Below are 24,786 nucleotides of genomic sequence, written 5' to 3'. Positions count from 1 at the left end.
CAATGAAAGTGATTGTTCGCGTGATTTCAGCAAAGAAATTACTAAAAAATATCGCGATACGCACAAAAAATCAGAAATTGTAATGAATTTGATAGTTTGTTGAATTTTGCAAAGGCCTCCATTCTTATTGAGTAGCCAGGATATAAGTATTTAAGTGGCAATCAGAAAAGTTTAATCTAACTTATGTAAAATTTTTGTAAAATACACAGTTAAATATTACTTGGAGTTTTTACTTAGTATTCAATTTCGAAGTGAGAATAGCTTGAAAAAAATAATTTAACTTTTCTTCGTCAAAACAGGGTGATTACTTAATCGTATACTATCGGTATGAGGATTTTCTTTTATGCAGCAGCGCAAAGTTAACTGTCCACAATGTGGAAGGAAAGTGATTTGGGAAGTTACTAACCGTTTCCGGCCATTTTGTTCCGAGCGGTGTAAAACAGCAGATTTGTCGCAGTGGGCTCAAGAGTCCTATCGAATTCCAGAGCCTATGATCAATCAGGAAGAAGAAAATAACTGAGCCTATAGAGAATGAATGATTCGGTTTATGATAAGAATCGTGAGTTGCAGCGTAAGTTGGATCATTTCATTAAGCAGGCCAGAGCCAATGAAAAAAAACAGGAATTATACGAGACCTTCGGTTTTGAAATCATTGGCGCCAGCAACCCTAAGCAGTTGCGCGATTTGCTGCTATCGCGGAGTGTTGCGCGTTTCCAACTGCTGGATATGGTGCTGTGTCTTGTGGATCATCAAAAAGACGCCGATCGGTTATTTTTTGAGCATGACGAAGAAGCACGTTTGGGTTTGGCAAATAAATTATTGATTCTTGATGCTATAAAAGATGTTGAACTGATTCAATCGCTCACCGTAATCCCACTATTAGGAGCAGAGGCTCTGACGAGATATCGATGGATGATTAATGACTTAAAGTGTAGAGATCAAGTTAAAAGTGCAGCCTTTTTTCCGCTGCTTCGCAGTAACCAGGTGATTGGCGCAATGATGCTGTTAAGCCAAGACCCACATCGATACCAAAAGGGCATTGGCACCCTTTTTCTACAAAAACTTTCCGCCATGACTGCGGTTGCAATAGAAAACTGCCTCAACCAGCAGAGAATCAAAGAAATCAGTTATCAAGACGTGTTAACGCAAGCCTATAACCGTCGTTATTTTGATCTGCGTTTTAAAGATGAAATTGCCCGATGTGTTCGCTGGGACGATGATTTGATCTGTATGTTTCTCGATGTCGATCATTTTAAGAAAGTCAACGATAACTATGGTCACCAAACGGGTGATTCGGTACTCCGGCACATGGTGAATCTGATTAAGGAGCAGGTAAGATCGTGCGACATCGTAGCTCGCTATGGCGGGGAAGAGTTCGTCGTGGCGCTGCCTTCAACAACCTTGCATGCTGCACACGAAATTGCTGAACGGTTGCGCAAAGCAATTTATTCTTCAGCAATTATTCTTCATGACAAACAACTCAATGTCTCGGTATCCATCGGGATGGCCAGTTTGCGGGACCTATCAATCTCACTACAACATGACGCCGATTTTATTTGCACAGCCTTACTTGATAGAGCGGATAAGGCCTTATACGAAGCTAAAGAAGGCGGAAGAAATCAAGTGGCTGTTTATACCAATCCCATTCTATAGAAAATTATGATTGTACGATGCCACGCATCATGGCAATACCCTGCGCACCCATTTCCTGCGCGATGACCAAATCTCCCGAACTCATCCCACCCAATGCATAAACCGGCAATGAATAGCCGCGAATCATTGCAGCAAATTTTCGCCAACCTAATGGCGGCAATTCCGGGTGGCTTAGGGTAGATTGAATCGGCCCCAATACAACGAAATCAAGCCCTAATTGCTCGGCTGTAAAGAGTTCTTCGGCATTATGACACGATGCGCCGCACAATCCATATTCCGGACCAGGACGAGATGACATCGTCATTAGTTGCGATGAAGTGAAATGTACGCCATCAGCACCTGTCTCGCGTGCCAATTCTGTATCGCTATTAATCAGGACTTTTGCTTGATAAGGGCGTGCAAGCGCAAGCACTTTTCCGGCAAATTCCCGCAGTTTATTTCTCTCCATCTGTTTCTCGCGTATTTGCAGTAAGCGTAAGCCTCCTTGCAATGCATGATCAATTTGTTGCAATGTTAATTCGATCCCGATTTGGTTTGCGTGCGTGATGGCATAAAACGATGGTAACAACAGTGCCTGCAAAATTGGGTCATTCGCCGGCAAGATAGGAGAAACCGAAATTTGGTGTGACATCTGCCAGGCTACAGCTTGCATTTCCCTTGGCATCAGCTTGCCTTCCCATTCCACCACGCGGAAAAAATGCAGCCGCACAGTCGCATGCGCATAGGTGAAAATCCGTGATATCCAAGGCTGAGCATAGCTAACGTGGATGCCTAATTCTTCCCATAGCTCACGCTCCAGCGCGTGTAATAAGGATTCGTCAGGCTCAACTTTGCCCCCGGGAAATTCCCAATAGCCCGAATACACTTTACCCTCAGGTCTCTGCGCTAGCAAGAACTGGCCATCCGGCTGTAGAATTACAGCCGCGACGACTTCAACGATGGGCGTTAATTCAGAACTGGGCGCTGCGAAGTGGTTCATAGGTTCCGGTTGATGCTAGCGGATTTTTTTCTGCCGGCCAAATCCCGTGCAAATTGCCAAGCCACGCGCCCGCTACGCGAGCCGCGCTGCAATGCCCATTGTAAAGCTTCGGTACGCGTCAGTGGGGTCATATTGTTGATGCCAAAATAGATCAGCCAATAGCGCACAATTTTCAAATACTGATCCTGGCCGAATGGATAAAAAGACAGCCATAGACCAAAGCGTTCCGACAATGAGATTTTCTCTTCAACGGCCTCGCTCGGATGCACTTCTTCGCCGATATGCCGTGTATCCAGGTTATCGCGCATAAACTCCGGCACCATGTGACGACGATTCGATGTCGCATAGACCAACACATTATCGGAGACCGTGGCAATCGAACCGTCCAGTACTACTTTGAGCGCTTTATAACCCGGCTCGTCGGTTTCAAACGATAAATCATCGCAAAATAGAATAAAGCGCTCCGGGCGTTGATAAATCTTTTCTACAATTTCATGTAAATCAATCAGGTGATGCTTCTCCACCTCGATCAAACGCAAGCCTTCCTGCGCATACTGCGTTAGCAGTGCTTTAATCAGCGATGATTTTCCCGTACCTCGCGCACCCGTGAGTAGTACATTATTCGCCGAAAATCCTTGTACAAATTGCCGTGTGTTCTGATCAATGAGCTGTTTCTGATCGTCAATTCCACATAGCGCATCGAGTGTAATCCGATGCGGATGAATCACCGGCTGAATAAATCCGACATTTCCCTGCTTGCGCCAGTGAAAAGCCACCGATGCTTGCCAATCTGGTTCTGATTGGGTCACAGGCATTATCAGCTCCAAACGATCTAATAGCTTGCTCGCCCGTTTATAAAGCTTATCCAAATTACTCATAATTATTTATTCCATAGACCATCAGCTACGATAACTTGCATTAATCTTGACATAGTCGTATGAAAAATCACAGGTCCATACTGTCGTGGAAGCCCTGCCACGATTAAGAGCAACGCGGATAGTGATTTCAGCCTGATTCATCACGCGTTGGCCATCTTCTTCACGGTAATTCTTTGCTCGGCCGCCTTTTTCCGCCACCAGCACGTCATCCAGATAGAGTTGAATGCCATCCACATCCAAATCATCGATGCCGGCATACCCAATCGCCGCTAAAATCCTGCCTAAATTCGGATCAGAAGCGAAAAATGCGGTTTTTACCAGCGGCGAATGCGCAATTGCGTAAGCCACCCTAGCACATTCATCCTTGCTCTTACCCTCTTCAACTTGCACGGTGATGAATTTGGTTGCGCCTTCGCCGTCGCGCACGATCATTTGTGCCAATTCCGCGGCAACAACAGTGACCGCGTCCTGCAATTGGCAGAACTCCTCGGTGTGCGGATTAACAATTTCTTTGTGTTTCGCCTTGCCGGTCGCCATGACGATAAACGCATCGTTGGTCGAGGTGTCGCCATCCACAGTAATGCGGTTAAACGAGCGATCCGCAGCATGTTGCACCAACTTTTGCAGCATCGCCTGGCTGATCGCCGCATCGGTCGCGATAAAACCCAGCATCGTCGCCATATTCGGATGGATCATGCCGGAGCCTTTGGAAATTCCGGTTATCGTCAAGGTCTTGCCTTTAACCTGCACCTGCGTTGATGCCGCTTTCGGTACGATGTCCGTGGTCATGATTGCGTGTGCAGCATCAAACCAATTATCCGCTTTGCAATTTTCTACCGCAGCAGGCAATCCCTGTACGATTCGATCCACCGGCAATGGCTCCATAATTACACCGGTTGAAAACGGCAATACCTGTTGCGGCGCAAGACCCAGCAACATGGCCAATTCCGCACAGGTCATCTGAGCATGTAAGATACCTGCTTCGCCCGTTCCGGCATTGGCATTGCCGGTATTCACCACCAATGCACGTACCGATTGCGCCAGATGCTGTTTTGCCACGACCACCGGCGCGGCGCAAAAACGATTCTGCGTAAACACCCCGGCAACTTTCGTGCCTTCATCTAGCACCAGAACCAGCAAATCCTTGCGATTAGATTTTTTGATGCCGGCTTGCGTAATACCAAGCGTTACGCCCGAAACGGGCAAAAGTTGTTCGGGCGCTAATGGAGGAATATTGACAGGCATAGTTTAGTTTTTACAGTTATTGGAATGCCGCTATGCTACCGTATCTGGATGGGTTTTTCAGGAATTCCATGCAAATTCTAGTGATCATTCATAGCGTGATCAGGCTAGAGTCATTGCGGCCTATAACTAGCATTATGTTGATCTATATCAAAGTAGTTAATCCTGATTCGGTTCATAATTTCTACGCTTACATAAATAGAGGAGTGAACAGGGATATGAGTACATTAGAAAAGACAGATGATTCCGAAACAATTAAAAAAATGAGTATCAATGTTGCAGTGATATTCGGCGTGATAACAGCTCTGATTATTGTATCAATATACTTAGCTGAAAATTTGAGCTGATTTTCGGTGTGAGCGATATTAGAGAGGAATCTACAGTCGACGGGTTCTGGGGCATATATTTGATTTTGAAAAATTGCTTCCAAGACAAGACTTCCAGGAGTGGGTTTACCTACGAAAGGAGTCAATCGACTGTAGACAATTATTGGGCTCAACTACTAATGTGAGTTAAGTCGGAAATAAAAATAAAGAAACACTATCGAGTCACCCCTAAAAAAACATCGAGCAATGTTTATCGTGGGCAAGTAATAATTATTTCAATTTTACATGTCATTAGTTTCAAAAACTGTGAGTGGTGATCTGGTACGTTGTATAAGCCAAGTAACTGGTAATGTTGAATTTAAGTGATCATGCAACTGATCCAGCAATTGACGCTTGTTTTTTCCCGTAACCACCAATGTAATCTGCTCACTTTTCGCCAGCATCTCCAATGAAAGACTGACACGCAGCGACGGCGCAATCGGTGGTGCAATGGCTGCACAGTGATGTGTAGACAGTAAATCAGGATTCATGCCAGGAAACAGCGAAGCAATATGTCCATCTTCACCCAAACCTAATACGGTCAGGCTTAATGGCAGCGGCAGATGATCCAGTCGTTGGTGAATTGCTTCGACGGCATCAAAAGGGTCTTTGTGCTGAGTCTTGAGACCAACGAAAGGCGTATCTGCCGGGAGATATGCCATCAAATACTTTCTTGCCAGATGTTCGTTCGATTGTTCATCGCTGACATCAACCCAGCGCTCATCTGACAGCGTCACGGTAATTCGATCCCAGGGTAGCTGACATTTTGCCAAAGCTGGCAGGTAATGGCGGGGGGTGTTGCCGCCGGGAACAACTAGGGTGGCTTGGGGTTTTCGAGCTAGCGTATTTTTTAACGTGGTTGCGGCAAAATCGGCAAAGCCTTGGCTTAACGATTCGATATCCGGGTAGGCATGTCTTTGCATCATCATGGGCTAGTTGAATCGACTAACCCGCGTAAATCGGGGATAATTTTAATATGAGCCGGAAAAGGATTTGGATCGCCTGGAAAAACGCGCCCAAGGAATGCGGTATTGTTGGCTTGTGCGCCCTCCAAATCCGCAATCGCGTCGCCGATCATCAACACGGATTCGGCTTTCAGGCCATAGGTCGATAAAAAATCTGCGATGATATTCTTTTTCAGTGCTGGAGCACCATGCACTGCTTTGAAGTAGGGCGTGAGGCCGCGGCGTTCGACAATGATCTTGAGCTCTGAGTCCGGCGTGCCGGAGGCGACAAACAATGGGATTCTTTCGGCTTGCTGGCGAATCAGTTCGAGTGCACCGGGTACCGGATCAGCCGCGATGACTGCTTCGACGACCAATTCGGAGAAACGGATATCCAGCTGTTTTACTTCCACTTCGGTCAACGGCGGTTTGTTGAGATAGTGTTGTTGAAAGTGTCGGAATTTGTGGTAGCGGGACATGCCGCCGTTTTGGTTGTGAAATTGCACAACTTTTGCGACGATGTCCTCACCGTGCGGCTGGTACAATTCCGCGAATGCCTGCGTTTTGATTTTTCCAGATTCCACCACGACACCGTCAAAATCAAAAATGATCGCCTGCCAGTCAAAGTTTTTCATGGTTATGCGCGGTTATCCGAGGTGGTTGGAGTGGCGTCGTCGTTTTCATCGTTATGATGCAAATCCTGGTGAATTTCGCGCAGGCAGTCGAGCATGCCTTGGCCCAGGTCAACATGTTCATTCAAAACCAATTTTCGGCCAATTCTCGGTTGAAATGCATACGGTGTGATTTTATAGTGATGCACGGTATTGGCTTCATCGAAATGCAATTCCACTGGCCACGGCAACATTTCCGTAATCATTGTCATCACGTCTCGAATGCGCAATTTTTCCTGGCCGGTCAGAATCAGGTGTCGATTGGCGAATTCTGGCGCCAGCACTTGCACGCTCATGCGCGCTGCATCCTCGACATGGATGTACTCGCGCATTGCATCGCCGCTACCTTTGTAGGTGATCGAGTGCTGTTCGACTGCTTCGTGCAGCATGCGATAAATGCCGTTGCGTCTGTCGGCGCGTCGGCCATACAGTGAGCCATAACGCAGGATGTTGTAATCCAGGCCGTAGCGCTCGTGATAGGTTTCGGTGAAACGCTCTGCGGCTTGCTTGCTAGCACGATAAAAAGAGCCGGATTCGGAATAAACATAGACGCTGCTGGCAAATACAAAACGGCGCGCACCGGCGATACGGGCGGCTTCGAGCACATGCATGTTGCCCAGCACGTTAATCGTTGCGGTGGGAATGGGTTTGTCGTGCGCTTCGTCGATATCGGCAATAGCGGCGAAGTTATACACGATCGAAGTTTCCTTGGCGGCTTCGATCACTTGGTCGAGATCCATGATATCGCCAACGATCATTTCCTGGTTGCTTTTAAGAAACGGCGAAGGATTGCGATCGAATAGCCGCACTTGATAACCTGCAGCGGATAATGCGTCGGCGACATGACTACCTAAAAAACCGCTGGCGCCAAACACGATTACTTTTTCATTCGAAATTGCTGTCATTGAATTACACCTGTTTTGATTAATCCTTGCAGTAAATTTTCCGCTGCTTCGATTTCCATGAGTCGCCGTGACTCTCTAGCCAGGGAACCGACATGCGATGTCACGATGATGTTATTCAATTCAAGCAATGCTCCTTGGTAAGGCTCATGCTCAAAAACATCCAGTGCGGCCGCACTGACTTTTCCGGATTTGAGTGCATCCGCCAATGCGCTTTCGTCGACTAATCCGCCGCGTGCTGCGTTGATGACAATGGCTTCTGGTTTCATCGCTGCAAACGCCTGGGTATTCAGCAAATGATGCGTGGTGGGTGAGTAGGGTAGGTGCAAGGTGATAATGTCGGCATTTGTCAGCAACTGCTCCAGCGGCAGCAACGTGACGCCATCAGGCACTTGTGCGGCATACGGATCATGTGCGACAACCGTGGCTTCAAATGCTTGACACAAGCGTGCAACCCGGCGGCCTATATGTCCCAGACCGATGATGCCGACGGTTTGTGCTGCTAGCAAGCGGCCTTGCGTGCGTGGCCATTCGCCTTTGCGCACGGCCTGATCAATTGCGCTGATCTGTCGCAGTAGATTTAAAATGTATCCTAATGTCAGTTCCGCAACCGCCTGCGCAGGGGCTTCTGGCGTATTCAGGACAGCGATGCCGCGATTCTTGGCCGCAGTCAGATCGACGCTATCCAAACCGGCACCGCAGCGTGAGATGACTTTCAGGCTGGGTGCGGTTTGAAAGACTCGTTCGGTTAGGGGCTCGATGCCTGCGATCATGCCAATCGAGCCATCTTTCAGTAATTCGATAATTTCGTCTTCAGTCAGCTTGCGGCGGTGTGGATTGGTGATGATGCGGATACCCTTTTGCAGCAATTGCTGCAGCGGCGGGTTGTTATCGATGTCAAACGATGAGGTGGAAATAATCAATGTATTCATGATGTTTTCAGTGTTTCGCGAATGTTATGTAAATGGGTGCGGCAAATTGAATCCAGAATACGGATATCCAATCCATATCCAAGAAAATTAAAACCTGTTTGAATGCGTTGTTGCAGCGCTTGCGGATCGGGTTCGATAACATGAATGCCGCCAGGTTTGTTGGCGCGGCGACCTGCTTCTAGCACCTGCGCGATCGCTGCCTGTACATCGGGATGGTCGAGATCGCCGGGACGCCCCATGGAGCCGGATAAATCGTACGGACCAATAATATATGCATCGATGCCGGGAACCTCTAGGATGCTATCGATGGATCTGACAGCGTCGACATGTTCAATCATCACGACAATCACCGCATTATCTTCCAACCATTGGCGGTAAGCCTGAAAACTGTGGCCGTAGCCTTGCGCGCGTGCCAGGCCGACACCGCGCTGTCCGCGGGGCGGGTAATATACGCCATCGACAGCGGCTTTGGCATCCGCGGCACACTTGATCATTGGCACCATGATGCCAGTGGCGCCAGCATCCATAACACGTTTGATCTGATCGGGATGATTAGATGTCAGGCGCACGATAGCGGGGCATTGTTTGCCGTCCAGCACCTGGATGAGCGATTGCACTTCGCTGAGCTCCAACACACTATGTTCCATGTCCAGCACCAGCCAGTCAAATCCGGCAGCTGCCATGATTTCGGCAATAGAGGGATGCCCCAGTGTGACCCAGGAGCCGATGGTCAATTCAGAGCGATTCAATTTTGCTTTTAACGACATAGTGATTCCTAGTAGCGGACGAGCAGAGGGTCTGCTTGCATTAGTTTTTCGACGCGCAGCAGATCCGCCGGGGTATCGACCGCTTGGGTGTTGAATTCGGTCGGTACCATTTTAACCTGCAGCCCATATTCGAGCAGACGCAACATATCGATCGATTCCAATTGCTCCAATGGCGTGGGCGTCAGGCGGGTGTATTGAAACAGCGTTTCGCGGCGGAAAGGGATAATGCATACTTGCTTGTACGCGGCCGTGTCGGCGAAACCGGTTTTAGCAAGCGATGGGATCGGGCGGCGTGACATGTAGAGCGCATTGTTTTGTTGATTCATGACAACTTTGATGGTGTTGAAATCATGATAATCAGGTTCGTGATCGATTTTGCGTACCAGATTCACGCAGCCTAATTCTGGATCATTTCTAAAGGGCGCAACAGCGGTATCGATCATGTCCGGATGCGTCATCGGTTCGTCGCCTTGTACCATTACGATCAAGTCTGCATCGGGGATTTGGATGACTGCTTCGGCGACTCGATCGCTGGCGCGTTCGTGCGTGTCGGCAGTCATGATGACCGGAGCGCCAAAGCTTTCAGCGACTTGGCGAATTTCTTCGTCACAGGTTGCAATGTAAGTGGCGTCGAGTGATTTACTCATGGCTACACGTTTGTAAATGTGCTCAATCATCGAGCGACCCAGGATTTGTGCGATAGGTTTTCCGGGAAAACGTGATGAGCCCATGCGGGCGGGAATGACTGCAATTGTTTTCATGAAATTTTGTGTGATTGGTTGGAGTTATAAAGGTACGGCCAAAGATGATGTATTGATTATCCGGTTTTTTTTATTTCCTGGGCAATAGTTATTCGAAAATTTAAATACTTTCTTACGTGTTGTGGTTTTTTCACAGGCGCGGACATGTTACTGGTAATTGGGAAGTTGCGAGAGTAAAATGGCGCGCTTTATCGAGTCATCTGTTTAAACAGGAAAAAGGCCTAAAATGCACCTTGTTCTGAATATTTTTTCATCACGGTTATGAAAGCGCTTTTTTTTCTTCGACACTATAATGATATCGATCATGTTACTCCGATTGTTTATCAATGGATTGAATCAGGGCATCAGTGTGATGTGGTGCTGATTGGATCAACGCAATTCCGGCGTGATTTTCGCGTCAAGTATTTGAGTCAGTTGCAAGGTGTGCGTGTGGCGCATATGAACGAGCTGTTTTCGTGGATGGATTATTGGAAATGGCGTTTGCAGATGCTGATGCTGACGCGCAATGTTCGGCGTATCAAAGTAATTGGTAGGTTGGCGGAAAAATTGGCGGAACGGATTGACGAGAAAAAACGCGACCCATTATGGCGGCATACTGCGGGATTTTTGTTGGATCGTTGTTTTGGTAGTGAAGGCAAGGGTGTGATAGCTTTTGATTGGGTTGAGCGTAATTCGGTAATTTGCATAGAATGGGTGGAGGTTGTTATTGCCATGGCCAAAGAACGTGGACTGGGAACTGTATCGCTGCCGCATGGCGATAGCCCGCATGCCAGCCAATTGATTCGCCGTGGCGAGCGCAGGGCTGAGCCGGATGCAACATTCTCGGCGGCTACGATATTTGACAAGGTGGTGGTTCCTAATGAACTATGTGCCGTGCGTTTTCGTCCGTTTATGACAGAAAGCCAGCTTGCCGTGTTAGGTTCGCCCCGTTATTGCGAGGCATGGCTCAATGTATTATCCGGATTGATGCCGCCTTCACCACTTACCCGATCGAATAGTAAGCTTAAGATAGTCATGTTTCTACGCAAAGCCAATTTCACCACATTCTGGGAAGAAGTGGGCGAAGTGGTGCATATGCTGGCTGGGTTTCCCGATGTCGAGTTGATCATCAAACCACATACGCGTAGCGGATGGAAGCAGTCACTGACCAAAGACAGCTCGATCAAGAAGCTACCGAATGTAACTGTTGCTGGTGATGGCGCGCATTCGGTGCATTTGATGAACTGGGCTGATGTCATCATTGATTTGGCCACTTCCGTGGTATTTGAAGCGGTCAGGACAAAAAAGCCGGTTCTGGCTGCTGATTATTTGATTGCAGCCCGTTCCGCTGTGGCTTATTACATGCCGGAGACGGAATTGAAATGCCGCGACGATGTGTACGAGAAAATTAATAATTTTCTTGCTAACGGATTTGATTCCTTTTATGTGGAAGAGCATCGGCAACGCTTTTTAAAAGAAATGCTGGACTATCCGGACGCCAATGTATTACCCCGTTATGTGTCTTTGCTTGAGCGACTAGCGAGCTGAGTCGTGACACTAGATGTCGTGCAGGGATCATGCTGATCGTTAATCCATGAGAGATAAGATTCGAGCTATGGATATTTTTAACGAGTTGATCGTGGCAGCCTATAAACTGAAGGGTGGCTATACCGATGTGCGAGTGCGGGATCAACGGATTCTGATTTCGGTTGATCACTTGCGTACGCTCAATCGAGCCAAAACGTATTCGAAGAAAGAACCTGATACGTTGGATTGGCTGGATAGCTTTGAACCGGGCTCGTGCTATTTTGATATTGGCGCTAATATTGGTCAATATTCATTGTATCCGGCGAAAAAATATGGCAACGCTGTGCAGATATTTTCTTTTGAGCCACAGAGCAATAACTACTATGCGCTCAATAAAAATATTTACTTGAATAATTTAGGGAGTCATATTTTATCCTACTGCGTTGCGGTATCGGGTCGCAGTGAGTTTTCCAAGTTGTATATTCCTAAATTCATTCCGGGGGGGAATCGGTCTCAATTCGGACATGAGAATCTGGAGAATATGAAAATATCAGCGACGCACATTCAAGGAATGTTTGGTGTGACATTGGATGATTTGTGCGGGAAATGGGGATTTCCATGTCCTAATTATATAAAAATTGATGTCGATGGGATAGAAATTCCTATTCTGGAAGGCGCGTCCACCGTTCTGGGAAACCCCGCGTTGAAATCAGTGATTATCGAATTGGGAACCGATGTCGAGCAGGATAAGGCCATTGCGATTATGAGACAAGCCGGTCTGGAAGTGACTCGAAGACCATCCAGGAACTGGGGTGAAACCTATTTGATCTTCGGCAGGATTTGATCTGTTGTTTTTTCTTGGGTAATGAGTACGTTCCCGACTCCCACAATTGATGTAGTGATTCCTGTCTATAATGCACCGGAATTTAGCAAACGGTGCATTGATTCTGTGGTGGCGCATCTGGGTTTATCCATTCGAACGGTTTATGTCCAGGACGATGCTTCGGAACCAGAAACTCGTGCCATGCTGGATGGCCTCTCGCATCCACAAGTCAAGGTTTTTCATGCGCCGGACAATCAGGGGTATGGAAGATCAGTGAATGATGCCGCTGCGCGTTCTGATGCTGATTGGATACTGGTACTCAATTCAGATATCGAAGTTCTGGGAAATTTCTTGCCTCTACTTTGTGCAGCGATTACTGTTGACCAAAAATTGGCGGTTATTAGTCCAGCTGAAGGAGATATTCCAAGTGCAAAGGCTGACCATTACTTGCGTCAACCAGGCGGTTATATTGCCACCTATCGATTTAGAGGCTACGCTTTTTTGATCCGTCGTGCTGTTTTTCAAGCGATGGGCGGATTTGATGTGCAATTTGGTCGGGGCTACTATGAAGACACTGATCTAGGGCGGCGGTTGATGAAGCAAGGGTGGCGCATGGGGGTGCATCCGGATGCAGTGGTTCGTCATGAAATCGGTGTGTCATTCGGGCGCGGAAAAGCATATCAGGAATTAGTGCAGCGCAATCGTGCGTTATATTTTTCGCGCTATCCACTCGCACGGCAAAATATTCTGGTTGTTTCGGGTGCTTATACATTGGCCGATCTGCCTTTAGAATTGGTAGATTCGCTTGAGCAAGTGATGTGGCAAGGTGGGCGACTCCATTGGTTAACGCCCGCGCGATTGCCAGTGCTATCCTGTCTGCAAATGCGCAACAGCAAAATTAACCTGAGTGTGGTGGTGAAATTAATGTTACGTGGTTGGTCGCGAGAAGATAAGCGTATCACTGCGGTGTGGTTGCTTCCAGCTGTTCCTGTATGGACACGCACTTTATTGAAATTGTTTGTTCTGTTGCGCCGCTTAGAAGTGCGCGAATGGAACGCCGCGTCACTCTAGAGTCTCAGTCTATCGGTTCTATGCCAACGAATAATACAAGACGGGATTGGTTCATTCGGTTTGCATTGGTCTTTTTTTGCGTAGGATTCTGGCGCAGCGAGTGGATGCTTATTTCTTCTCCACTGCTGATAGTTGCATGGCTTATGGACGGTGGTGCATGTCGTCTGAATCAAATGTTCAAAGTGCCGCTGGTGCAAGCATTACTACTTTTGTGTGCGCTATTGTTGCTAGGGTTGCTATGGAGTGAATGGCCACAAAATGCACGAATGAAATGGTTAAAGTATTTTGCGCTCCTAATTTTTATTCCCTTTTGTTCCCTGATGAACAAAGAGCGCCTGCCGTGGGCGTTGGGTAGCTTGATTGCTAGTTATTTATGTGTTCTCGCGGTTGGAGTTTATCAGTGGCTTGACATTGATGCTCAAGGCATTCCATTGCTGGGAATGTCTTATTTGAGTTTTTCGGCAATGCTTGGGATTGGCGCAATTGTAACCAGTGGAATTGCTTGCATGAATCCATCGATCAAACTGCAGATATTGTTTGTGATGGGCGCTTTGACTTTACTTTTCATTCAATTTCATCAGAATGGAAGAATGTTTTTGTTAGTAACCTTAATTAGCATATTACTGATAATCTTTTTGCGTTACAAAATAGAAATGAGAAAGTTTTTTAGTATCTTGCTTTTAATGCTGATAGTCGGAGTTGCTTTTGCTTATAGTAGTCCTGCATTTCAGGTTAGATTGATGCAGATAAAAAGTGATATCGAATTATTACAGCAAGGAAATCACAGTTCCAGTTTAGGCTATCGCCTTGCAATGTGGGATGTTGGTCTACATGGCATTGCAGAGCGTCCTTTGTCAGGTTTTGGTACAGGCGCACCCGAGAAATATTTCGAAAAGACCATTGTGACGTACAGGAATGGCCTATATAAGGATTTGCCGGAATTCCAGGAAACTGTGCATTACCATAATGATTGGATTGAAATTGGCATGCATGTCGGTATTCCAGGTATGCTGACCTTGGGGTTTCTATTATGGAGCTGGTACCAAGCATTTCATAGGAGCAATTTGAATTTACTCGGTGCGGGCTTAGTAAGTTTTATCTTTCTAGCTGGGTTTACGGAGACTTTTATTATTTTTAGCAGAACACCGATTTTGTTGTTGATAATTACTGCGATAGCTATGAACTGGAATGAACGTGAACGAGACAGTTAAGAATTCGCTGCGGCAAAATCTGATCGGCACTGAAGCAACGTCAGATTGCTATTTGTGTGGAAAGCCTGGGAAAATATTGTATCGTCACTGTAGTGATTATCTTTTTGGCACTCATGGAGAATGGAGTTTTAAAGCATGCAGAGAGACTGATTGCGGTTTGGTTTGGCTTGATCCAAGACCTACGTTAAGTGAGATCGGGAAAGCGTACCAAAATTATTATACGCATGCCTCATCAAATTATATGCAGCAAACACGGATGGCGCGTATTATTCGCGTAGTTTTGCATAGTCTGAGTATCTATCTGCTGGGGTTGCGAAAAGAGCGCAAGCGCTATAAGTGTATGTATTTGGATCAGACCTTGCCGGGTTGGCTATTGGAGGTTGGTTGTGGTAACGGTAAACGATTGGCGCGAATGCAAGCATTGGGTTGGGATGTTGTGGGGCAGGAGGTTGATCCGGTAGCAGCCAGTTATGTCCGTGAAGAAAGAGGTATCTCCGTGCATTTAGGGATGCTTGAAAGCTTGGATGTAACCGAAGGTTATGATGCTGTTATTTTGAGCCATGTGATTGAACATGTACATGATCCTCTGGCTTTGCTAAAGACGTGTTATCGCCTACTTAAAAAAGATGGCGTACTGGTTGTCCTGACGCCGAATGTGGCGAGCTATGGTCACCGCAGGTTTGGTACGGGGTGGCGTGGACTTGAGCCACCCAGACACTTACATTTATTTTCTCGTAAAACATTGTGCCAGCTTGCACAGAAAGCCGAATTCAATTCTTTGCGCTCATGGACGACAATGGTAGGTGCTTTTGGCATTGGTCAGGCAAGTACATCTTTTGTGAACGATACAACAGAAGGGCGGCATCATATTACTGTGCGTGATGTTTTGAGAGGGTTCTGGTTTCAACTTGTGGCGCGAATTATTTTTTTATTTAATCGGGACTCCGGTGAGGAGTGTGTGTTGATCTCTACGAGAAAGTGACTGATTCTTTTAACTGAGTGGACAGGGTATGGATGATTTTCGATCGGCAGGTATTGATGATTCAGACGGATTAATCCCGGTTAATCCTGCTATTGAAGCATATATGCGTAACTTAGTTATACGCACAGATCACCCGGTTCTTTTTGAAATGGAAGAGCTTGCGCGGCAAGAGAATTTTCCGATTGTGAATCGTCTGGTCGGTATTTTTCTTAAAACTCAGGCGAGTATGATCAATGCTAAAAAAATATTTGAATTCGGCAGCGGTTTTGGTTATTCGGCTTATTGGTTCGCAAAGGCAATTGGGCATGATGGCCGTGTGATATGTAGCGATTTAGATGCAGCAAATCGTAATCGCGCAGAAAAATATCTTTCTGCTGCAGAGTTATGGCAACGTATAGAATTTCATGTGAATCTGGCACAAGATGTTTTTGAACAGACTGATGGCTTGTTTGATATTTGCTATAACGATGTCGATAAAAGCGCTTACCCAGAAATATGGCAAATAGCCAAGCATAGGATACGTTCTGGCGGTCTATACATTGCGGATAATGTTTTATGGCATGGACGGGTGGCAATGAAGAATTATCAGGAGGAGATCGATGTGTCGACGGCGGCGATAGTCGAACATAATCGGCTAATTTTTAATGACCCGGATTTTGATGTGTTTATTAATCCAATTCGGGACGGAGTATTGGTCGCGAGAAAGAAATAATGTTTTTTTATGCAATGACCTGATCCTGTCAGGATTGAATCGTTGTGCATTTCTCATGGCGGTTTAATCGATTAATTGGTATAGTTATTATATAGGTAGCGGGTCGTGTTGGATGGGGGTCGCTGCATGTCTTTAGTTCTAAATAATCTGTTTTCAAGGAAAATAATATGCAAATACATGTTTACGATACTTATGTTAAAGCGAAAGATGGTCATACGATGCACTTTGATGTATTTACTGCGGTGAAGGATGACCAAAAAGCTGTCGAGTATGCAAAACAATGGCTTACATCAATTGGTGAAGGCGATGCAGTTATTACCAGTAAGGAATGTAGTTTCTGCCACAGTCAAAGTGCGCCTGCTAATGTTATGGATGAAATCAGCCAGAATGGTTTTTATATTTACAAGATGGAAGGTTGTTAATGATTTTATTTTATGATTAGCAGGTTGGAGTGAAAATGCTTCTTGTTTTTTGACTCCGATTAATCAAAACTGTAATGACTATAATTTTCAAGGTTTCTAAAATGAAGCATAAATTTACCAGATTAGTAACTATTGGCGCTATTTTTATCTTATGCAATTCGGTTCAAGCTGCGGAGCCGAAACTTATTGGCCAGCATGGTGACTGGACGGCTTATACGTTTATGGAAAGCGATAGCAAAGTTTGTTATATGGTGAGTCAACCTAAAAAATCAGAGGGAAATTACACCAAACGTGGTGATGTTTTTGCTCTGATTACGCATCGTCCAGCTGAGAAAAGTAAAAATGTTTTCAGTTTTATTGCTGGCTATTCCTATAAACCAGGAAGTGACGCGACAGTTATTGTGAATAATCAGAATTTTCGTCTTTTTACTCAGGATGATTCAGCGTGGGGCTCAGACGAAGCTACTGACAATAAGATCACGGATGCAATCAAGCGAGGAAACTCACTGGTGGTTAAAGGAGCATCTGCGCGAGGTACCGCAACAACAGATACATTTGGACTCAGTGGCTCAACTGCAGCCCATAAAGCAATTTCAGCTGAGTGCGGCGTGAAATGAAATAAGGAATGCAACATTTCTAGACTTATGTCTTCTATTGCCCAGTTATGACAAGGAAACGGTATGACCGATAAGATCGTTATCTATCAAAAGCCTACTTGCAGTAAATGTAGAGCGACATTATCTCTGCTTAAGGAGAGTGGTGAGGAATTTGAGTCAATTAATTATTATGAAACACCCTTAACGGTGGGGAAGCTGCGAGAATTGATTCAAAAACTTAATTTGCCAGTGCGTGATATCCTTCGCAAGGACGAGCCGGCTGCACATAATTTAAGCGCCGCATCCGATGATGAAATTATTAAGGCGATGGTGGAAAACCCGGATCTGATTCAACGTCCCATTGTAGTCAGTGGCAACAGAGCAAAGCTATGCCGTCCACCAGAAACTGTTATGGATTTTCTTAAATAATAAACTTGTAGACTTGGTCTTTAATTTCAATCACCGTACATTGATGTAACGTAATGTACGGATTAATTATTGGCCGACTATATGCCCGTATTTACTCTGTTGTGATTGAGGCTGGTTCTGGTTGTGCGGGTTGTTTTAGGTTTTTGTTACTACCAGCACGAGCAGGTAGTTTCTCGCGAATACGGGCTGATTTGCCAGCACGATCCCTGAGGTAATAAAGTTTTGCACGGCAAACTGCGCCTCGGCGTTTAACTTCAATGCTTGCGATCAGTGGGGAATAGGTTTGAAAAGTACGTTCTACACCCTCTCCGCTTGAAATTTTACGAACAGTGAATGCCGAATTCAGTCCGCGATTTCTTTTGGCTATCACAACACCTTCATAGGCCTGTACACGCTTACGCTCTCCTTCGACAACATTGACATTGACAGTAATGGTATCTCCAGGGGAGAAGTCGGGTAAGTCTTTGTTCAGGCGTTTCATTTCTTCTGCTTCTAATTGCTCAATCAAGTTCATGTTTTTCTCCTATTGACCGATTGCCTGGATTTGCAGGACTGTTTAAATTCTTCTAAAAGCTTTTCTTCTTCTACTGTTAACCCATGGGCAAATTTTAAATTAAATAAATCGGGCCTTTTTAACCATGTTCTACCAAGCGCTTGCTGAAAACGCCAGCGATGGATCTTTGCATGATTGCCTGACATTAGTATTTCGGGTACATGGTGGCCCTTGTAAATTTCTGGGCGAGTATAGTGTGGATAATCTAGCAATCCCTCCACGAATGAGTCTTGGTTTGCAGATTCCGGATCACCTAGTGTTCCTGGAATATGTCTTGCAATACAATCTATCAATACCATTGCGGCCAACTCTCCACCAGAAACAACATAATCACCAATAGATATTTCTACATCTACCTGACGGTTGATCAAACGTTCATCGATACCTTCATAGCGCCCGCAGAGTAATACTAAACCTGCCAGTTTGCCCAGTTGTGTGACCATTTCATGATCAAGCCGACTTCCTTGGGGTGTTAGGTAGGCAACTGTGGGTTTATTAATGCCTAATGCATTCTGTCTTTTCCGCGCCTGAATAATGGCGTCGTCTAAGGGTTGAACCATCATGACCATTCCAGGCCCACCACCGTAGGAACTATCATCTACTGTGCGATAATGATCATGAGTAAAGTTTCGCGGATTCCACGTGCTGAGATTGAAAATTCCGTTTCTGCTTGCTTTACCTGTTACGCCATGTTGTGTAATGGCATCGAACATTTCCGGAAACAATGTGATGACATCGAATTCAAATGGCATGGCTCGTGCCTTAATAATCCCAATTCCAGTCAACTATGATCTGAGCATGTTTCAAATCGACTTTCACAACATACTGCGAAATACAGGGTATAAGAATTTCTTCTTTTTCTTTGTCTGTTCCTGTTATGCGCAAAACATCGTTTGCACCTGTTTCGAATAAACCGGCAACTGTGCCTAGTTCCTCTCCTTTTAAATTAATGACCTTGGCATTAACTAAATCAGCCCAGTAATAACCGTCAGCTCCATTCTCAGGTAAATCAGGTAGCCAATCGCGAGGGATTGCAATTTGTGTTCCTTTGAGTTTGGTTGCTTGCGTGCGGTCAGCATATTCTTTTAACTTTGCTAGCAAAGTGGTGCCGTGGATACGGCCATTAATCACATGCACTTTTTGCCATTCGGTATTTTCGTTACCTAACCACCATTGTGAATATTCCATCAATCCATCTAAGTGCTCTGTATAGGGACTGATTTTTATCCAGCCATAAATTCCATATGAGCCGATGATATGACCCATTACTATCATTCGTACAATTTTGGTTTAGCTGCCGTTTGCCGGGGCTTCTTTTTTAGTTGAAAATTGTTTGATTAGTCGAGACACAGTTGATGATAATTGCGCCCCCTGGGATTGCCAGTAAGCAACTCGTTCCAATTGAACTCGAAGAGCTTCTTCGCCACCGGTCGCTCTTGGATTGTAAAAACCGACACGTTCTATGAATCGTCCATCGCGAGCATATTGTGAATTTGCTACAACCATGTTAAAAAAAGGGCGCTTTTTCGCACCACCCCGCGCTAATCTTATAATGACCATAATTTGATGTTTGCCTATACTATAACTAAACTGTTGGATTAATTAATGTTAATTTTTAGCTCAGAAGAGCGACGTGCTTGAGCAACTAGATAACATTCAATTTTACATTAAATTTAATGAACGTGACAAGTGATTAAATAATCATACTTATTGAAACTGTTGGCTTATTAATAATAGTTGGGTGGTTGTGCTAAAGCTAAAACTTGCGGGGTTGATCAATTGAATTTGCTTTCAGAATCTTCAAAAGATTTGATTAACAATGAATCAAATCAATGTGTTTCGTGTGGATTGTGTTTGCCGCATTGCCCCACTTATCGCTTGCTGAAATCCGAGGCTGACTCTCCGCGTGGGCGTATTAATTTGATGAATGGATTTGTTAATGGACGAATTCCATTGAATGCACGATTCATTCAACATATGGATCGTTGCTTGACTTGCCGGGCTTGTGAAGTTGCCTGTCCTAATAATGTGGCTTATGGAAATTTGATTGATACCATGCGTGTATTGATTGCTGACCAACCAAGATCTGTTGAATTGCCCCAAAAGCCTTTTGTGTTAAGTTTTCTGAAAAGACAATTGCTTACTCAGCCGGTGCGGTTGGATCGTTTGCGTAGTTTGTTTTATTTTGTACAAAAGAAAGGCTGGTTGCGCTGGATGAAGAAATCGAGTTATTTGAGTAATAATAAACTTTTGCAGTTTGTCGCACAGCTTCCATTGATTAAATTTCCGCAAGCGGGATTGGCTGGCGAAAAGTATGGTAAGAATAATCTTTGGAAAGAGACTTACCCAGCAATAAGCAAAAAGCGTGGAGAGGTTGGGTTGTTTTTAGGTTGCGTGGCGCGTTTAACTGATGTGGCGACGTTAAATTCATGTATTTATGTGTTGAATCATTTGGGATATACGGTGCGTGTCCCAGTCGATCAGGTGTGTTGTGGTGCTATATATCAGCATGACGGAGCGGTAAAGGATGCTGCTGCGTTGTCGCGTCAGAATAAATCTGCTTTTGCGAGATACAATATTGATGCGATTATCAGCACAGCAACAGGGTGCGGCGTGCAATTGCTTGAATCCGGAGTGGCTAATGATCGTGCTCGGATTGCAGATATCAGCCGATTTTTGATCGCAAGTGGGGGATGGGATGGTGTGAGTCTAGCAGCACTACCGGAAAAAATTTTAGTGCATGAACCCTGTAGTCAGCGTAATGTATTGCGGGAACAAGCGTATCCGTATCAATTGGTCGGACTTATTCCAGGTGCGCAAGCAGTATCATTGCCAGGTAATGATCAATGCTGTGGCGCTGCAGGAACTTATTTCTTAGACCAGCCAGATATTGCTAATATGCTGCTGAATGACAAGATATTGGCGCTTAAAGTAAGCGGAGCCAGATTTCTAGTTACTTCAAATATTGGTTGCGCGATGCATTTTTCAAATAGAATGTATGAAGACGGGGTGCGGATAGAAGTGTTGCATCCGGTGACATTGCTGGCAAGGCAAATGGGGTTGGAATTATAATGAAAACAGATTGCTAATATGTAAATTAATTAAAATTACAATTTATCTGAGAATCTTGGTGTGATTTTTATGATTCTTGTTCTTAATTGAGATATGAAATAATGATGAATATTGATAAGTTTATTATTGGTTTTGATAGTGCTTTACGTACTTTACTAACTTCGGCGCAGACTGTGCGCCCTGTTCCGGGTGGAGAGTTGCCAGAAGCAGCTCTGACTGATGTAGAGAAGCGATTGTCTTGTGCGTTGATGCGAGTGAATCATGTGGGTGAAGTATGTGCGCAAGCTCTTTACCAGGGGCAAGGATTAACAGCGCGTAATGAGGCGGTGCAACAAACACTATTACAAGCTGCTCGTGAAGAGACAGAGCATTTGGCATGGACAGAACGTCGCATTGCTGAACTGGGCGGCCGTAAAAGCGTGCTTAATCCACTTTGGTATGGCGGATCTTTCGCGATAGGAATGTTCGCGGGAATGTTAGGGGATAAATGGAATCTTGGTTTCCTTGCTGAGACAGAGCATCAGGTGGGGGAGCACTTATCCAGCCATTTGCAGCGATTACCCGATAATGACGGAAGAAGTCGCGCTATAGTGAAGCAAATGGAAATTGATGAAGCCAGTCATGCAACGATGGCGTTGTCGCATGGCGGTGTAGAGTTGCCTTTCCCAGTGAAAGTTACTATGAAACTAGGATCAAAAGTAATGACTCAAACGGCATACTGGATTTAAGTAAAAGATTTTTCAATAATTTTATATGATAAATAAAGAATAAAAATCATAACGTTTTGAGAAGATAGAGTTTTTGCTATGAAAAATGTTAATTTAACACATCATTTCTTAATTGCGATGCCTGCAATGGCGGATTCAATATTTTCTAAAACACTGACATATGTTTGTGAGCATAACGAGCAAGGGGCGTTGGGGATTGTCATTAATCGTCCTACCGATATGACATTGATCAATCTTTTTAGGCAGTTGAGCATTTCATCAACGGACCCTCTTGCTGAATCGACCTCGGTATTATTTGGCGGGCCTGTACAGTTGGATTGCGGATTTGTTTTGCATCGTCCAGCAGGGAGCTGGCAATCAACATTGAGCGTGAATCAAGAGATTGGTTTAACTACATCGATGGATATCCTAAAAGCCATCGCCAATGCTGATGGACCTGATCAAGCTATAGTTGCGGTGGGATATGCGGGCTGGGCGGCGGGTCAGATTGAACATGAGTTGGCTCAGAATGCGTGGTTGACTGTGCCGGCTTCAACAGACGTAATATTTGAGCTCCCTTCTGAAGAAAGACTACCGGCTGCAATGCAGTTACTGGGAATTAACAATTATGCAAATCTGTCCAATGAAGTCGGGCATGCTTAAGCATAGAAGCCAATGATAGAACAATTATCGAAAAACCAACAGATAAGCCAGCCAATAGGGCAATTTTCTGATGGATCTGTTTTGGCTTTTGATTTTGGAAAAAAGCGCATAGGAGTGGCCATCGGCAATACAGCGCTAGGTATAGCGCATCCCCTTATTACAATTGACAGCGAAGTGACGGATAAGCGCTTTGTAATGATTGCCCGATTAATCGAAGCTTGGCAACCCATATTATTTGTAGTGGGTTTGCCATTACATAGTGATGGAACCGCGCATGAATTGACTCAATTAAGTCAACGTTTTGCACGGCGTCTGGCAGGACGTTTTAACATCCAGGTAGTCATGCAAGATGAGCGCTATACGAGTCAAACAGCCAGTGCTGCTTTACGTGAAGCTGGTGTTGCTGGAAGGGAGCAAAAATCAGTATTAGATCAAATAGCCGCACAACAAATACTTCAATCATTTTTTGATGAACAGCATGCAATTACCGGACGCAGAGAAAGTCTTTAATAACCTTGCAAGAAAAATACAAACCGATGGCAATAGGGATTATGCGTTGGTTGGTATTCGCACAGGCGGGGTGTGGTTGGCAGAACGTCTGCACCAAGATTTGGCAATCACAAAGCCGCTCGGTATATTGAATGTGTCTTTCTATCGAGATGATTTCGATAAGATTGGCTTGCATGCACAAATTAAGCCGTCAGAAATCCCTTTTGAAGTGGAGGGGGCGCATATTCTGCTGGTCGATGATGTGCTGAACACTGGACGTACCGTTCGTGCAGCGATCAACGAGTTGTTTGATTACGGTCGGCCGGCATCGATTATCCTGGCAACTTTGGTCGATCGTGGTGGCCGGGAATTACCGATCGCGGCCCAGTATATTGGTGTGGAACTTGATCTACCTGCAGAAAAGATGTTGGAATTGAAGCAGGAAGAAAATGGCAAGTTAAGCCTGAATTTATATGATAAGAATTCTCCGGAATGATCAATAGAAATCCGCAATTGGATGGAAATGGTGCGCTGCAGCACTTATTGACGACGGAAGGTTTGCCAGTGTCTATACTGTTGCATATTCTGGATACGGCAGAATCTTTTGTGGGAGTTACTGAACGTGATGTCAAGAAAATACCATTGTTACGTGGTAAGTCGATATTCAATCTTTTCTTCGAGTCAAGTACGCGCACACGAACAACATTTGAAATTGCTGCCAAACGTTTGTCAGCTGATGTCATCAATTTAAATATTGCGGTTTCTGCACAATCTAAAGGTGAAACATTGTTGGATACCGTGGACAATCTTTCTGCAATGAATGCAGATATGTTTGTTGTGCGACATGCGCAAAGTGGTGCTGCTCACCTGATTGCAAAACATGTTCGCTCAGACATTCATGTGATCAATGCTGGGGATGGGAGCCATGCGCATCCGACGCAAGCTTTGCTAGATATGTTCACGATTCGGCGATACAAGCATGATTTTCGTAACTTACGTGTTGCCATTATCGGTGACATTTTGCATTCCCGAGTAGCGCGTTCCCAAATTCATGCATTAACGACATTGGGTGTTCCAGAAGTGCGTGTCATTGCGCCGAAAACTTTGCTACCCAAGATGGTGGAACGTCTTGGCGTGCATGTTTATCACGATATGGCAAAAGGATTGAAAGATGTTGATGTATTGATGATGCTGCGTTTGCAGAATGAGCGGATGAAAGGTGCAAATTTGCCTAGCGCTGAGGAATACTTTAAATATTATGGGCTGACTGCGGAGAAGTTGTCACTTGCCCGGCGCGATGCAATAGTGATGCATCCTGGGCCAATGAATCGTGGCGTAGAGATTGATTCAGCAGTTGCAGATGGTAAACAATCGGTGATTTTGCCTCAAGTGACATTTGGTATCGCAGTGCGCATGGCTGTGATGTCAATTTTGACAGGCAATCAGGTTTAAGGAT

Annotated in this window: 30 protein-coding genes; 17 read left to right on the top strand and 13 right to left on the bottom strand. The window is 45.2% G+C overall.

Annotated features, from left to right (window positions below):
• Positions 1–343 precede the first annotated feature (343 nt).
• Together Q0C11_RS05855 and Q0C11_RS05850 are read left to right on the top strand one after the other, a co-directional pair.
• Entirely contained in the window at positions 344–520 is a 177-nt protein-coding gene (locus Q0C11_RS05855; protein ID WP_293006568.1) for a DNA gyrase inhibitor YacG, read from the top strand.
• Between the two features lie 11 nt (positions 521–531).
• Positions 532–1,653, top strand: coding sequence for a DUF484 family protein (locus tag Q0C11_RS05850; protein ID WP_293006566.1), 1,122 nt, complete (start codon positions 532–534; stop codon positions 1,651–1,653).
• Positions 1,654–1,657: 4 nt separating this feature from the next.
• Here the strand turns inward: Q0C11_RS05850 and Q0C11_RS05845 are convergent, their stop codons facing one another.
• The 9 genes from Q0C11_RS05845 to Q0C11_RS05805 form a co-directional block, all read right to left on the bottom strand.
• Positions 1,658–2,632 carry a Nudix family hydrolase gene (locus Q0C11_RS05845; protein WP_293006564.1) on the bottom strand — a complete coding sequence of 325 codons (975 nt, stop codon included), beginning with the start codon at positions 2,630–2,632 and terminating at the stop codon, positions 1,658–1,660.
• A complete protein-coding gene (locus tag Q0C11_RS05840; RefSeq protein ID WP_293006562.1) occupies positions 2,629–3,510 on the bottom strand; it encodes an ATP-binding protein in 882 nt (293 codons plus the stop codon). Before Q0C11_RS05840 ends, Q0C11_RS05845 begins: the two co-directional genes overlap by 4 nt.
• Positions 3,511–3,531: 21 nt before the next feature.
• The gene (gene argJ / locus Q0C11_RS05835) at positions 3,532–4,755 is read right to left on the bottom strand and encodes a bifunctional glutamate N-acetyltransferase/amino-acid acetyltransferase ArgJ (protein ID WP_293006560.1); all 1,224 of its coding nucleotides are present in this window, start codon (positions 4,753–4,755) and stop codon (positions 3,532–3,534) included.
• Positions 4,756–5,359: 604 nt separating this feature from the next.
• Entirely contained in the window at positions 5,360–6,046 is a 687-nt protein-coding gene (gene pgl / locus Q0C11_RS05830) for a 6-phosphogluconolactonase (protein ID WP_293006559.1), read from the bottom strand.
• Positions 6,043–6,696 carry an HAD family hydrolase gene (locus tag Q0C11_RS05825; RefSeq protein WP_293006558.1) on the bottom strand — a complete coding sequence of 218 codons (654 nt, stop codon included), beginning with the start codon at positions 6,694–6,696 and terminating at the stop codon, positions 6,043–6,045. Before Q0C11_RS05825 ends, pgl begins: the two co-directional genes overlap by 4 nt.
• Before the next feature lie 2 nt (positions 6,697–6,698).
• Positions 6,699–7,637 carry an NAD(P)-dependent oxidoreductase gene (locus tag Q0C11_RS05820; RefSeq protein ID WP_293006556.1) on the bottom strand — a complete coding sequence of 313 codons (939 nt, stop codon included), beginning with the start codon at positions 7,635–7,637 and terminating at the stop codon, positions 6,699–6,701.
• The gene (locus tag Q0C11_RS05815) at positions 7,634–8,566 is read right to left on the bottom strand and encodes a phosphoglycerate dehydrogenase (RefSeq protein WP_293006554.1); all 933 of its coding nucleotides are present in this window, start codon (positions 8,564–8,566) and stop codon (positions 7,634–7,636) included. Before Q0C11_RS05815 ends, Q0C11_RS05820 begins: the two co-directional genes overlap by 4 nt.
• The gene (locus tag Q0C11_RS05810; RefSeq protein ID WP_293006552.1) at positions 8,563–9,333 is read right to left on the bottom strand and encodes an aldolase/citrate lyase family protein; all 771 of its coding nucleotides are present in this window, start codon (positions 9,331–9,333) and stop codon (positions 8,563–8,565) included. Before Q0C11_RS05810 ends, Q0C11_RS05815 begins: the two co-directional genes overlap by 4 nt.
• An 8-nt stretch (positions 9,334–9,341) precedes the next feature.
• On the bottom strand, positions 9,342–10,094 hold the full coding sequence (locus Q0C11_RS05805; protein ID WP_293006550.1) for a 3-deoxy-manno-octulosonate cytidylyltransferase: 753 nt from the start codon (positions 10,092–10,094) through the stop codon (positions 9,342–9,344).
• A 261-nt stretch (positions 10,095–10,355) separates the two neighbouring features.
• Between Q0C11_RS05805 and Q0C11_RS05800 the strand changes: the two genes are divergently transcribed.
• The 9 genes from Q0C11_RS05800 (at position 10,356) to Q0C11_RS05760 (ending at position 17,846) form a co-directional block, all read left to right on the top strand.
• Positions 10,356–11,621, top strand: coding sequence for a hypothetical protein (locus tag Q0C11_RS05800; protein ID WP_293006549.1), 1,266 nt, complete (start codon positions 10,356–10,358; stop codon positions 11,619–11,621).
• Positions 11,622–11,688: 67 nt separating this feature from the next.
• The gene (locus Q0C11_RS05795; RefSeq protein WP_293006547.1) at positions 11,689–12,444 is read left to right on the top strand and encodes an FkbM family methyltransferase; all 756 of its coding nucleotides are present in this window, start codon (positions 11,689–11,691) and stop codon (positions 12,442–12,444) included.
• Between the two features lie 21 nt (positions 12,445–12,465).
• Positions 12,466–13,494 carry a glycosyltransferase gene (locus tag Q0C11_RS05790; RefSeq protein WP_293006546.1) on the top strand — a complete coding sequence of 343 codons (1,029 nt, stop codon included), beginning with the start codon at positions 12,466–12,468 and terminating at the stop codon, positions 13,492–13,494.
• Positions 13,416–14,705, top strand: a complete 1,290-nt coding sequence (locus Q0C11_RS05785) for an O-antigen ligase family protein (RefSeq protein ID WP_293006544.1) — start codon at positions 13,416–13,418, stop codon at positions 14,703–14,705. Before Q0C11_RS05790 ends, Q0C11_RS05785 begins: the two co-directional genes overlap by 79 nt.
• Positions 14,689–15,687: a class I SAM-dependent methyltransferase gene (locus Q0C11_RS05780; protein ID WP_293006542.1), complete on the top strand. Its 999-nt coding sequence runs from the start codon at positions 14,689–14,691 to the stop codon at positions 15,685–15,687. Before Q0C11_RS05785 ends, Q0C11_RS05780 begins: the two co-directional genes overlap by 17 nt.
• Positions 15,688–15,715: 28 nt before the next feature.
• Positions 15,716–16,399 carry an O-methyltransferase gene (locus Q0C11_RS05775; RefSeq protein ID WP_293006540.1) on the top strand — a complete coding sequence of 228 codons (684 nt, stop codon included), beginning with the start codon at positions 15,716–15,718 and terminating at the stop codon, positions 16,397–16,399.
• Positions 16,400–16,566: 167 nt separating this feature from the next.
• Positions 16,567–16,821 carry a DUF2024 family protein gene (locus Q0C11_RS05770; RefSeq protein WP_292920340.1) on the top strand — a complete coding sequence of 85 codons (255 nt, stop codon included), beginning with the start codon at positions 16,567–16,569 and terminating at the stop codon, positions 16,819–16,821.
• Between the two features lie 101 nt (positions 16,822–16,922).
• Complete coding sequence (locus tag Q0C11_RS05765; RefSeq protein ID WP_293006538.1) at positions 16,923–17,438, top strand: invasion associated locus B family protein; 516 nt, start codon at positions 16,923–16,925, stop codon at positions 17,436–17,438.
• Positions 17,439–17,501: 63 nt separating this feature from the next.
• Positions 17,502–17,846, top strand: coding sequence for an arsenate reductase family protein (locus tag Q0C11_RS05760; protein WP_293006536.1), 345 nt, complete (start codon positions 17,502–17,504; stop codon positions 17,844–17,846).
• 91 nt (positions 17,847–17,937) lie between these two features.
• Here the strand turns inward: Q0C11_RS05760 and rplS are convergent, their stop codons facing one another.
• The 4 genes from rplS to rpsP are packed head-to-tail and all read right to left on the bottom strand — an operon-like array spanning position 17,938 to position 19,959.
• Positions 17,938–18,360: a 50S ribosomal protein L19 gene (rplS, locus tag Q0C11_RS05755; RefSeq protein WP_293006535.1), complete on the bottom strand. Its 423-nt coding sequence runs from the start codon at positions 18,358–18,360 to the stop codon at positions 17,938–17,940.
• On the bottom strand, positions 18,357–19,151 hold the full coding sequence (gene trmD / locus Q0C11_RS05750; RefSeq protein WP_293006534.1) for a tRNA (guanosine(37)-N1)-methyltransferase TrmD: 795 nt from the start codon (positions 19,149–19,151) through the stop codon (positions 18,357–18,359). Before trmD ends, rplS begins: the two co-directional genes overlap by 4 nt.
• A gap of 10 nt (positions 19,152–19,161) precedes the next feature.
• On the bottom strand, positions 19,162–19,665 hold the full coding sequence (gene rimM, locus Q0C11_RS05745) for a ribosome maturation factor RimM (protein ID WP_293006533.1): 504 nt from the start codon (positions 19,663–19,665) through the stop codon (positions 19,162–19,164).
• Between the two features lie 24 nt (positions 19,666–19,689).
• A complete protein-coding gene (rpsP, locus tag Q0C11_RS05740; protein WP_293006532.1) occupies positions 19,690–19,959 on the bottom strand; it encodes a 30S ribosomal protein S16 in 270 nt (89 codons plus the stop codon).
• 219 nt (positions 19,960–20,178) lie between these two features.
• Between rpsP and Q0C11_RS05735 the strand changes: the two genes are divergently transcribed.
• The 6 genes from Q0C11_RS05735 (at position 20,179) to Q0C11_RS05710 (ending at position 24,782) form a co-directional block, all read left to right on the top strand.
• Positions 20,179–21,471, top strand: a complete 1,293-nt coding sequence (locus tag Q0C11_RS05735; protein WP_293006530.1) for a (Fe-S)-binding protein — start codon at positions 20,179–20,181, stop codon at positions 21,469–21,471.
• Between the two features lie 101 nt (positions 21,472–21,572).
• Entirely contained in the window at positions 21,573–22,199 is a 627-nt protein-coding gene (gene coq7, locus Q0C11_RS05730) for a 2-polyprenyl-3-methyl-6-methoxy-1,4-benzoquinone monooxygenase (protein ID WP_293006528.1), read from the top strand.
• Positions 22,200–22,277: 78 nt separating this feature from the next.
• Positions 22,278–22,841 carry a YqgE/AlgH family protein gene (locus tag Q0C11_RS05725; protein ID WP_293006526.1) on the top strand — a complete coding sequence of 188 codons (564 nt, stop codon included), beginning with the start codon at positions 22,278–22,280 and terminating at the stop codon, positions 22,839–22,841.
• Between the two features lie 12 nt (positions 22,842–22,853).
• The gene (gene ruvX / locus Q0C11_RS05720) at positions 22,854–23,351 is read left to right on the top strand and encodes a Holliday junction resolvase RuvX (RefSeq protein ID WP_293006524.1); all 498 of its coding nucleotides are present in this window, start codon (positions 22,854–22,856) and stop codon (positions 23,349–23,351) included.
• Complete coding sequence (gene pyrR, locus Q0C11_RS05715; protein ID WP_293006522.1) at positions 23,320–23,826, top strand: bifunctional pyr operon transcriptional regulator/uracil phosphoribosyltransferase PyrR; 507 nt, start codon at positions 23,320–23,322, stop codon at positions 23,824–23,826. Before ruvX ends, pyrR begins: the two co-directional genes overlap by 32 nt.
• Positions 23,823–24,782: an aspartate carbamoyltransferase catalytic subunit gene (locus tag Q0C11_RS05710; protein WP_293006520.1), complete on the top strand. Its 960-nt coding sequence runs from the start codon at positions 23,823–23,825 to the stop codon at positions 24,780–24,782. Before pyrR ends, Q0C11_RS05710 begins: the two co-directional genes overlap by 4 nt.
• Positions 24,783–24,786 lie beyond the last annotated feature (4 nt).

The organism is Nitrosomonas sp., from assembly GCF_022842015.1.
GTDB lineage: Bacteria > Pseudomonadota > Gammaproteobacteria > Burkholderiales > Nitrosomonadaceae > Nitrosomonas.
Note: the sequence above shows the minus strand (reverse complement) of the source record. Positions and strands in the feature narration are given on the sequence as shown.

What these genes read in the sequence shown, in the direction of transcription:
- Q0C11_RS05855 (WP_293006568.1), top strand. Translation starts at nt 344, where the DNA reads ATGCAGCAGCGCAAAGTTAACTGTCCACAATGTGGAAGGAAAGTGATT.
- Q0C11_RS05850 (WP_293006566.1), top strand. Translation starts at nt 532, where the DNA reads ATGAATGATTCGGTTTATGATAAGAATCGTGAGTTGCAGCGTAAGTTG.
- Q0C11_RS05845 (WP_293006564.1), bottom strand. Translation starts at nt 2,632, where the DNA reads ATGAACCACTTCGCAGCGCCCAGTTCTGAATTAACGCCCATCGTTGAA.
- Q0C11_RS05840 (WP_293006562.1), bottom strand. Translation starts at nt 3,510, where the DNA reads ATGAGTAATTTGGATAAGCTTTATAAACGGGCGAGCAAGCTATTAGAT.
- argJ (WP_293006560.1), bottom strand. Translation starts at nt 4,755, where the DNA reads ATGCCTGTCAATATTCCTCCATTAGCGCCCGAACAACTTTTGCCCGTT.
- pgl (WP_293006559.1), bottom strand. Translation starts at nt 6,046, where the DNA reads ATGATGATGCAAAGACATGCCTACCCGGATATCGAATCGTTAAGCCAA.
- Q0C11_RS05825 (WP_293006558.1), bottom strand. Translation starts at nt 6,696, where the DNA reads ATGAAAAACTTTGACTGGCAGGCGATCATTTTTGATTTTGACGGTGTC.
- Q0C11_RS05820 (WP_293006556.1), bottom strand. Translation starts at nt 7,637, where the DNA reads ATGACAGCAATTTCGAATGAAAAAGTAATCGTGTTTGGCGCCAGCGGT.
- Q0C11_RS05815 (WP_293006554.1), bottom strand. Translation starts at nt 8,566, where the DNA reads ATGAATACATTGATTATTTCCACCTCATCGTTTGACATCGATAACAAC.
- Q0C11_RS05810 (WP_293006552.1), bottom strand. Translation starts at nt 9,333, where the DNA reads ATGTCGTTAAAAGCAAAATTGAATCGCTCTGAATTGACCATCGGCTCC.
- Q0C11_RS05805 (WP_293006550.1), bottom strand. Translation starts at nt 10,094, where the DNA reads ATGAAAACAATTGCAGTCATTCCCGCCCGCATGGGCTCATCACGTTTT.
- Q0C11_RS05800 (WP_293006549.1), top strand. Translation starts at nt 10,356, where the DNA reads ATGAAAGCGCTTTTTTTTCTTCGACACTATAATGATATCGATCATGTT.
- Q0C11_RS05795 (WP_293006547.1), top strand. Translation starts at nt 11,689, where the DNA reads ATGGATATTTTTAACGAGTTGATCGTGGCAGCCTATAAACTGAAGGGT.
- Q0C11_RS05790 (WP_293006546.1), top strand. Translation starts at nt 12,466, where the DNA reads ATGAGTACGTTCCCGACTCCCACAATTGATGTAGTGATTCCTGTCTAT.
- Q0C11_RS05785 (WP_293006544.1), top strand. Translation starts at nt 13,416, where the DNA reads ATGGACACGCACTTTATTGAAATTGTTTGTTCTGTTGCGCCGCTTAGA.
- Q0C11_RS05775 (WP_293006540.1), top strand. Translation starts at nt 15,716, where the DNA reads ATGGATGATTTTCGATCGGCAGGTATTGATGATTCAGACGGATTAATC.
- Q0C11_RS05770 (WP_292920340.1), top strand. Translation starts at nt 16,567, where the DNA reads ATGCAAATACATGTTTACGATACTTATGTTAAAGCGAAAGATGGTCAT.
- Q0C11_RS05765 (WP_293006538.1), top strand. Translation starts at nt 16,923, where the DNA reads ATGAAGCATAAATTTACCAGATTAGTAACTATTGGCGCTATTTTTATC.
- Q0C11_RS05760 (WP_293006536.1), top strand. Translation starts at nt 17,502, where the DNA reads ATGACCGATAAGATCGTTATCTATCAAAAGCCTACTTGCAGTAAATGT.
- rplS (WP_293006535.1), bottom strand. Translation starts at nt 18,360, where the DNA reads ATGAACTTGATTGAGCAATTAGAAGCAGAAGAAATGAAACGCCTGAAC.
- trmD (WP_293006534.1), bottom strand. Translation starts at nt 19,151, where the DNA reads ATGCCATTTGAATTCGATGTCATCACATTGTTTCCGGAAATGTTCGAT.
- rimM (WP_293006533.1), bottom strand. Translation starts at nt 19,665, where the DNA reads ATGGGTCATATCATCGGCTCATATGGAATTTATGGCTGGATAAAAATC.
- rpsP (WP_293006532.1), bottom strand. Translation starts at nt 19,959, where the DNA reads ATGGTCATTATAAGATTAGCGCGGGGTGGTGCGAAAAAGCGCCCTTTT.
- coq7 (WP_293006528.1), top strand. Translation starts at nt 21,573, where the DNA reads ATGATGAATATTGATAAGTTTATTATTGGTTTTGATAGTGCTTTACGT.
- Q0C11_RS05725 (WP_293006526.1), top strand. Translation starts at nt 22,278, where the DNA reads ATGAAAAATGTTAATTTAACACATCATTTCTTAATTGCGATGCCTGCA.
- ruvX (WP_293006524.1), top strand. Translation starts at nt 22,854, where the DNA reads ATGATAGAACAATTATCGAAAAACCAACAGATAAGCCAGCCAATAGGG.
- pyrR (WP_293006522.1), top strand. Translation starts at nt 23,320, where the DNA reads ATGCAATTACCGGACGCAGAGAAAGTCTTTAATAACCTTGCAAGAAAA.
- Q0C11_RS05710 (WP_293006520.1), top strand. Translation starts at nt 23,823, where the DNA reads ATGATCAATAGAAATCCGCAATTGGATGGAAATGGTGCGCTGCAGCAC.